Annotated in this window: 5 protein-coding genes and 1 pseudogene; 1 reads left to right on the top strand and 5 read right to left on the bottom strand. The window is 53.9% G+C overall.

What is annotated here, in order from left to right; all coding sequences use genetic code 11:
• Positions 1–431: 431 nt before the first annotated feature.
• From A3A5_RS40900 to nifH, 5 genes and pseudogenes are all read right to left on the bottom strand, one after another.
• Positions 432–1,844 carry a PHB depolymerase family esterase gene (locus A3A5_RS40900; protein ID WP_232431290.1) on the bottom strand — a complete coding sequence of 471 codons (1,413 nt, stop codon included), beginning with the start codon at positions 1,842–1,844 and terminating at the stop codon, positions 432–434.
• An 808-nt stretch (positions 1,845–2,652) separates the two neighbouring features.
• Positions 2,653–3,318, bottom strand: a pseudogene (locus A3A5_RS40895) (cation transporting ATPase C-terminal domain-containing protein); the annotation flags it as partial.
• An 891-nt stretch (positions 3,319–4,209) separates the two neighbouring features.
• A complete protein-coding gene (gene nifK / locus A3A5_RS0107895) occupies positions 4,210–5,769 on the bottom strand; it encodes a nitrogenase molybdenum-iron protein subunit beta (RefSeq protein ID WP_018310064.1) in 1,560 nt (519 codons plus the stop codon).
• Positions 5,770–5,844: 75 nt separating this feature from the next.
• Positions 5,845–7,314 carry a nitrogenase molybdenum-iron protein alpha chain gene (gene nifD / locus A3A5_RS0107890; RefSeq protein WP_018310063.1) on the bottom strand — a complete coding sequence of 490 codons (1,470 nt, stop codon included), beginning with the start codon at positions 7,312–7,314 and terminating at the stop codon, positions 5,845–5,847.
• A 66-nt stretch (positions 7,315–7,380) separates the two neighbouring features.
• Entirely contained in the window at positions 7,381–8,262 is an 882-nt protein-coding gene (gene nifH, locus A3A5_RS0107885; RefSeq protein ID WP_018310062.1) for a nitrogenase iron protein, read from the bottom strand.
• 449 nt (positions 8,263–8,711) lie between these two features.
• Between nifH and A3A5_RS37880 the strand changes: the two genes are divergently transcribed.
• Positions 8,712–8,868: helix-turn-helix domain-containing protein (locus A3A5_RS37880; protein ID WP_035812020.1), on the top strand; the 157-nt coding region annotated here is incomplete at its 3' end.

The raw sequence follows: 8,868 nt of genomic DNA, 5'->3' as shown, positions 1-8,868 counted from the left end.
TCACGATCGCCGCTCAAATTTTACAGGCGCTTCGGGAGTGAGCAGTTGGCGTTCTGTATAAAGAAATGAGTTAGAGCTTGATGCGATCCTAATCATTGCACTAAATTTATTCGGCGATGCTGCTCGTTCGACATCGGATAAACGGCGAAGCCAGAAGCCTTCTGACTTAAGCGTTCCCCCTTTCCATCGCCGTCTTGTCGAAAGCAATTGCCTTTGCAATACATGTTGTGGCGCAAGCCTCTCTGGGCTAGTTTGCAACTGGCCACCTAAAAGCTTCCTCGTACATCGTCATAAGAAACACCACAGATGGTCGGATGGATTTCCAAAATTAAGTGTGCAGTTCAACTCCGGTCCGCGCTCGAATTAACGTCCATGTCATCACGCAAGCGCCCATGCTTGATGGCTTTCCGCATACCTCTCCTTGGCTTTGCTTATGGGCAGTTTCCGAGGATGTAGTACGCGGCGGCGGTCTCCGCAAGCGTGTTGGTATAGAAGAGATTATTTAGCCCCATGTTCTGATTGGAACCGTTAGCATAAGCGAAGCCACCCACATCATGGGCACGCCCAGCTTGCACGTGCGCATAGTTGGTAGTTGTAGTCGATGTACAAGCAAAACCGGTTTTCGTCGTTACCGATATGGCAGCGGATTGCTGGCTTTCTCCTGCTGTTGCATCGATCGCCGTCACGCTGTAGCTATATGTCGCCCCAGCGATCAGACCCGTGTCGGTGTACCCAGGGGACCTGGTGGATGCCACTTTGATGCCATTTCGGTAGATTCCGTAATTATTAGCGTTTGCCACCGCATTCCACGATAAAGTTACGGTCGTTTCCGTTGTCCCAGAGACCGCCAGGCCGATTGGTACCGTACCCGGCTGGCCCATGCCACTCCCAGCACGGAGGTTATTCTTGACCCAAAAGTCCATTAAGAAAATAGGATAGTTTATACGCGTAGCATCGACATAGTGTGTATTGTTTCCTCCAGTTCCAGCAGGCCATGCGTGGGCCATGCCAGCAACAGATATCTCGTGAGTCCGCAGCTTGCCATTACCATCCATATATGGGGTGTTGGTGCCGCCGCCTGTTACCGATACCTGAGACCCTTCCGTAAAGCTGCCGCCGTAGATCTGGCGGAACGCCGCAGCCGCTAGCGGGCCATATGCTGGTGCTACTGTGTAGTCCGATGTCCCCCATACCGCGCCGGCGACCTGGCTGGAGAACTTGTCCGCGTTGGACGCCGCCCATCGCTTGCACTGGTTAGCCGCAGTGGTCGCGGTATAGCCCGCCGGTACGTATCCAATCTGCATTGTCGTGGTTCCAGGTGTCGGGCCGGCGTTGATGCCAACGCCGGCGAAGGTGTCCGGGGCGATGCAGCCCAGTACCATTGTCATGCCGCCACCCGATGACAGGCCTGCGACATATACTTGGTTCGGGTCGATCGCATACTGCGAATTGGAAACAAAGCGGTTAACCAAATCCAAAAGCACGCCGACGTGTCCGCTTGTCCGGCTTGGCGACGCATTGGCGTAGTCCCAGCAATGACTGCTATAAACATTCCCCGTAGCGTTGGGCGCAAGAATGATGGCCCCATATTGATCCGCAACCGATTTCCAGTTAAAACCACCCCCACTTGAATTGTCTATCACATCGCCGGAAGCGGTCTGCGAACATCCGTGCAGCACGAGCACGAGCGCTCGCATACCGTTGGGCGTGGTGGGCTGCCTCGCCGGCCAATAAAAGTAGCCGGTCAGGTTGCCCCCATTGACCGTATCCGACGCCCAAGTCTGTTGACTACTCCACGTTCCGGGTCCGGCTGTCGCTGCATGCAGCGAGAATGATCCCTGCATCGCCACAAGAACGAATAGAACGACCGCGTAATATCGCCAACGCTGTCTTAGCATGGTGTCTCCTTACTCTGATTAGCTTTCTAACCTTCGACATCTCGGGAGTGCCTTATCCCAAGAGGAGGACAACAGCAGATCGGATTGCACTTGGTTCGCCATGTTGTGCTCGAGCTTAGGAGCCCGTCACGAACATGACACGTGGTTCATCTTTCATGCTAGAAGGCAGCTCGAAGCAAAGTCAACCAATGGTTTACGCTTAGTTCGCTGCAAGCATGGCGCTGGAACAGGCCCGCATGACTAGATAACTCTTCACTTAACTTCGCCGGCATCCTGCCTGGCAAGCGGCATGCCTCCCGCACTCGCCAGTGCTGCTCCTTGGTTGCCAGGGACCGCACGGGATTGCTGGCCAGTGCAATCCACTTAGCTTCCTTGGAGACGAAGCGGCCGCCGCTATTGATCCAATATTGCGGCTAAGAAGTGGGGTTGTTCGCTACTAAAGCCGGCGTTGCGGGTCACTCTATTCCTGCCGAAACAGCGACATGTCTAATGCTTCGCAACCTCCGCTGGCAGAGGAATGGTAGATCTGTATTTCCCGTCTACGCAAATGCCGTCTTCATCACATTTTTTTGGGAGACCCAAACTACTACTAAGCCAATGTCCCTGGGGCGCTACCAGCTTCATAACTCATACAGCCCACGAAACAGCGGACAATAGAAATTTCAAGAATCGCTCAATTATTCAGAAAACTGAATTCGTAATGGGATGCCGAAGTTTCGACGATCGACGGACAGAAAACTGGCGACATTCACTACTACCATCCGAATCGGCGAATGTAGAACTTCTTTCATGATGGCCGTCAAGACGGCATAACCGACCGCAATCCCGAGCATCCAGGGAAAGTACCTGGAGCTTAAAATACTGTGCCTGCGTGCTCATAGGCAGAACGATGCCGAAGGCCATGACTAGACCGGTTATCACAATCAGCGGCCACGCCGCTACGCTTTCGACAAAAGGCAACTTCGGTGTGCGTATGAAATGCACGATCAATAGTCTTGGTCAGCAGTCCAACTACAAACCATCCCGGACTGAAACAACGACTGCGTCTCACCTGTGTTGGCAGCAAAAACAAACCACATGACCAGGTACGTTATCACATCGAGGATCGAACTGATCAGGCCAAAGAACACCATAAAACGGTCAATATCCCCCCGGTCTGCATTGGGATTGGCCACGAGTTCATCATCGACCTTGTCGAACGGAATCGCGGTTTGCGAAACGTCATATAGCAAGTTCTGCAGTAGGAGCTGCAGCGGCAACATCGGAAGAAACGGTAGAAATGCGCTCGCCACCCAGAACGGATAAAGACGTTGCCGAAATTGGAGCTTGCCGTCATTCGGATGAACTTTAGCATGTTACTGAATGTGCGGCGCCCCTCAATGACACCGTCCTCCAATACCCTCAGACTCTTCGATAGGAGCCATCAACACAGCGAACCGGATCAGCAGCCTACGGCCATCTACCATGTCGGCGGAAACGTTACGCCGACTCACGCCGGCCGTACCCTCTGAAACGGATAGTCAACGAGCAGAGCACGACTGTATGGATGTACAAAGCTCGAGGTAATCGTCGAAGACGGCGGAGTGCGCTGACCCCGCTGGTAATCAACACCGTGCGCTGCCGATCTACCCGCCCAGTCCACTGATTAAACTTGAACTCCGTTCGGTTTAATCTGGTCCCACTTGAGACAAGTCGCGCGGCAGATATAACATGCACTTCAGGATTCGCCGCCTATATAGATTGCCGTTTGCCGTCGGCCGTTGCGCACGGGTAGCAAAGTGACGCTCCACAAGTTGCCACCGACCCGCACGAAATCGCTCCTGCGTGACCGCAAACATGTCATTGTTTTGCCCAAACGTTGCTCCGGTGAGTCGGGGAGGCTAAGGCGTGGCGTGGTTTGCGCCTGCGCCTGCCCGTATAATTTACCGTGCCCCGAGAGGCAATACATGACCCCACCGTCGTAACCGCGCATGCACTGACGCAAAGCCATGTCTGGAAATAGACTAATGCTACGTTGAACAGGCATCCTCGCATGGGAGGCGGCGCCCCGGAAAAAAGATGAACGGGCTCCGACGCTAAGCTTCCGCAAGGGTGTCTTTCATAGTAAAAGTCAGCGAGCCTAGTTCTTACGCGACACCTACCTCCAGACAGACTTCTTTGCGGCGGCTAACGGCGGGCAAAACGCTGCTCGGAGCGAGCAATCGCCTCATTCGCTTGGGCAGACGAGTCGCTCGCTTATCCGATTCAAAGTTCTCGCCCAAAAACGAATGGCCGTTTGACTAGTCGAGCCTAAATAGGCACCGCGCTTCCGTCACCGAACAATGTCGTAGCTGTAGTCAGTCTCCGAAACAGCAATGGTGCTTGCGTCCAATGCTTCAAAATATTCATCGAGTAGCGCCATGAGAATCCGCAGACCGCCAGCGTATCCCCACGTGGGGTATCGGTGATAGTGGTGACGGTCAAAAATGGGGAATCCGAGCCGCACGAGGGGTGTCCCAACGTCGCGCTCGAGGTATTTTCCGTAGGTGTTGCCGATCAGAAAGTCCACCGGCTCAGTGAATAACAACGAGCGCAGGTGCCAGAGGTCACGCTTAGGGTAGACCTTGCATGCTGCGCCATATGGGGATGCATCGAGCAACGCCTGTACTTTCCCCGCCCAAGCGTCGTTCCCGTTTGTCGACAACACGTGGATTGGCTCCGCGCCAAGCTCGAGCAGAAATTGCGTGTATCCCATCATCTGGTCCGGGTCCCCATACAATGCGTACCGCTTGCCGTGTAGGCTCGCCTGACTGTCCGCCATAGCGTCTACGAGTTGACCTCGCTCCTTTTCCAGCTCAGCTGGAATCGGCTTGCCTGTCACCCGCGAAATCTCCATAAGGAAATGGTCAGTCCCACGAACGCCAACCGGCGCATTTAATACTACGACCTCCTGACCGTGTTCAGCGATAAACTTAATGGTTCGTTCGCAGCAGAACTCCTGGAAGACGAATGTTGCCTTAGCATTCAGCGCGTGTTCCACCTCCTCTTTCGTTGTCCCACCTTGATACATTCGGAACTCGCCATCAGTGGGTGTATTCCAGGTTTCCGAGGGGTCACAGATGATATTGACTTTTACGCCAAACAAATCGAATATCCTCTTAACTTCACGCATATTTCCGACCACAAATCCATCGAACCCGCCGATGAAGTTCACACTGTCGTCAGGCGTCCGTACCAGGGGGTTAGAGGCTCGCGCCTTACCGTCCCAAAAGTGCTTCAGGATTCCCAGTAGCGCGTTGTCATAACCCGTTACGTGACTACCGACAAATGCAGGCGTGTGGGCGAACGGCACATCGTAATCTTCAGGGACGCTGCCCTTTTGCTTGCTGTTCTTGATGAACGCATCGAGGTCGTCGCCGATCACCTCCGCCATGCATGTTGTAGATACAGCAATCATCTCTGGCTTGTAAAGGTTGTACGCATTAGCGAGTCCGTCAATCATGTTGTTCAGACCGCCGAAAACCGCCGCGTCCTCAGTCATCGAGGAGCTCACGCACGAAGTCGGCTCCTTGAAATGCCTCGAGAAATGTGAGCGGTAATATGCCACGCAGCCCTGAGAGCCATGCACGAATGGTAGTGTCTTGTGGAAGCCGTTTGCCACAAACACGGCTCCAAGAGGCTGACACGCCTTGGCCGGGTTCACGGTCAGTGATTCTCGGGCGAAGTTCTTTTTCTTATAATCTTCAGTCTTCGTCCATTCGGCAAACTCCTTTATCTCTTCCTCAGAATCTTTGAACTCGAATTTCTCCTTCTTGTTCTGAAAGAGCGCCTTGTACTCCGGCTCGCGAAAGAGCAATTCGTGATCGAGAATTTTGTCAGTCGATTGTGGCATCACTCGCTCCTGAATAGATAATCTTAACAGCCGTTCACTAGGCGCCTCTGCGCCGCGCCACTGCGGTCTCTGTTCTTAAGCTCGCGTTTTCCACGGCGTCTTTGCGAGGTTCCACACAGGGCTCGAGATGGCAATGTCCATATCACGCGCGAAAATCGCAAATCCGTCATAGCCGTGATAGGGACCTGAGTAATCCCAGCTATGCATCTGGCGGAACGGGACGCCCATCTTCTGGAACACGTACTTCTCCTTGATACCAGAGCCGACGAGGTCGGGACGCACCTGCTCTACGAATCTCTCAAATTCGTACCCGGTCACGTCATCATAGATAAGCGTGCCATCCTTTACATAATGCGTCGTACGTTGGTAATCGTCATTGTGTGCGAATTCGTAACCTGTTCCGACCACCTCCATGCCTAGATCCTCATATGCCCCTATGATATGCCGCGGGCGCAAACCGCCTACAAAGAGCATTACCTTTTTACCTTGCAGCCGTGGCTTATATTTCGCAATGACAGCATCAGATAGCGGTCGGTACTTGGCGATTACCTTTTCGGCATTCTTCCTAATCGTGTCGTCGAATCGGCTTGCGATTTCACGTAAGCTGTTTTCGATCATTGTCGGACCGAAAAAGTTATACTCAACCCATGGGACTCCATATTTTTCCTCCATGTGCCGACTGATGTAGTTCATCGAGCGGTAGCAGTGCAACAAGTTCAGCTTCGATTTCGGCGTGTTCTCCAGTTCCGCCAACGTGCCGTCGCCCGACCACTGTGCGATCACCCGCAGACCCATCTCTTCGAGAAGGATTCGACTTGACCACGCATCTCCGCCAATGTTGTAGTCGCCGATGATCGCGACGTCGTAAGGTGTCGGCTCGAGTGCAGCCCGCTTATTGGAGTCAGCATCGAACACGAAGTCGCGAATCGCGTCGTTTGCCAAATGGTGTCCGAGTGACTGCGATACACCACGGAAACCCTCGCAGCGCACAGGCACGATGGTGTGCCCCCCATACTCCTTACTCTTCTTCTTCGAGACAGCCTCAATGTCATCCCCGATAAGACCGATCGGACATTCTGTCTGGATCGAAATCCCCTTGTTCAGCGGAAACAGTTGCTGGATCTCGTCAATGATCTTGTCGAGCTTCTTGTCACCCCCGAACACGATGTCTTTTTCCTGGAAATCGGAGGTGAATTGCATCGTGACGAAAGTATCGATGCCCGTGGTGCCAACGTAGTAGTTACGACGGGATCCCCATGAGTACTGGCCACAGCCAACAGGCCCATGGCTGATATGGACCATATCTTTGATCGGCCCCCAAACGACGCCCTTTGATCCAGCATACGCGCACCCGCGAATCGTCATGACGCCAGGCAGCGACTTGATGTTCGACTTCACGCCACAATCTGGCTTGCCTTCCTCGAATGAACTGAGGTGCTTGGCCCGTCGTTTTCCCATCTTTTCTGGGTAAGCTCGTAGCACTTCGTCAATGAGGGCCTTGTTCGCGGCCTTGCGTTCCTCAACCGTGGTCATCGCGTAATCCATAAGTAGTCAACATCCTCGTCGCAAATAGCCGCCGTGCGCGGCACGGCGGCTATCGCCCAACATTCATCAGGCCGTCAGTTCTGCCGCAGTCTTTCCAACTTGCGACTCATCGACCTGCACCAGGATCCCCTTCTCCATCAGCAGATCTTCTAACTGGTCCATCGTGATTGGCGTCGGAATAACGCCATTTCCACCATTGTTATGGACCTTCTCGGCAAGCGCGCGATACTCGCCCGCCTGCGTGCTGTCTGGCGCATACTCGATGACGGTCATTCGCCGCAATTCCGCATGCTGGACTACGTTGTCACGCGGCACGAAGTGGATCAACCTCGTGCCTAGCATCGCCGCAAGCGATTCAGCTAGCTCGAGTTCCTTGTCGGTCTTTCGCTCGTTACAGATCAGCCCACCTAGGCGCACGCCACCGCTGTTTGCATATTTCAAGATCCCTTTTGAAATGTTGTTCGCTGCGTACATCGCCATCATCTCGCCAGACATCACAATGTAGATCTCTTGGGCCTTGTTCTCACGTATTGGCATCGCAAAACCACCACAGACGACGTCGCCCAACACATCGTATGACACGTAGTCAACACCGTCATACGCACCATTCTCCTCCAGGAAATTGATTGAGGTTATGACACCTCTGCCTGCGCAGCCTACCCCCGGTTCAGGCCCCCCCGACTCGACGCACCGGATGTCCTTGTAGCCAATCTTCATTACGTCATCAAGTTCGAGATCCTCGACAGACCCGGCTTCAGCCGCAAGGGAGAGGATTGTATCTTGGGCTTTAGCATGCAGAATCAGGCGTGTCGAGTCCGCCTTTGGATCACACCCAACGATGAGGATTTTCTGCCCGAGGTCGCTCAGCGCCGCAAGCGTATTCTGCGACGTAGTTGACTTGCCGATGCCGCCTTTACCATAAAAGGCAATTTGCCGAAGGTTAGACATTGTCTTACTCCATTGAAATAGAAGGTGAAGCCCAGGGTGACCATGGTTTGCAAGGCCACGAGCATGTCCTCAGTCTGCGGTGTGTTTCCCTATGGTCTTCTTCTGTCAAATCACGCATCGGCCAGTTCGCGTCCGTGCGACCTGCTTTAGCGCAGCTTTCGTGCCATGCGCTTTGGATTTCTCGAAACCCAGCTAAATCGCGGGTTTCGGAGAATTTCATGGAGTCCCGACTATCAACTATGGTCGCGTCGCGATACCGACAAACCGTTCGCGCTTTGTCGAAATGCGTCATTTGGCGACTACGCTTCTGGCATGCCGTCAGTGAGTTCTTCACTCGGATCATTAGGACTGGTACGATGAGAGGTGGCGCCGGAAATTCGGACAGTCGGATAAATGGAAGAGCTGGGGTCTGAGCCGGCCATAATGGCGGGCAGAAAGGACCTCAGAAGATGACGAAACGAAGCAGGCGAACCCACTCGGCGGGGTTGAAGGCGAAGGTAGCCCTGGCGGCCCTCAAGGGCGAAAAGACGCTGGCGGAGCTGGCCCAGCAGTACGACGTGCACCCCAGCCAGATCACAGCGTGGAAGCAGCAGTTGGTGGAGCATG

The sequence above is a fragment of the Cupriavidus sp. UYPR2.512 genome (assembly GCF_000379565.1).
In the GTDB taxonomy this organism is placed as follows: Bacteria; Pseudomonadota; Gammaproteobacteria; order Burkholderiales; family Burkholderiaceae; genus Cupriavidus.
This window is presented reverse-complemented; position numbering and strand designations above follow the sequence as displayed.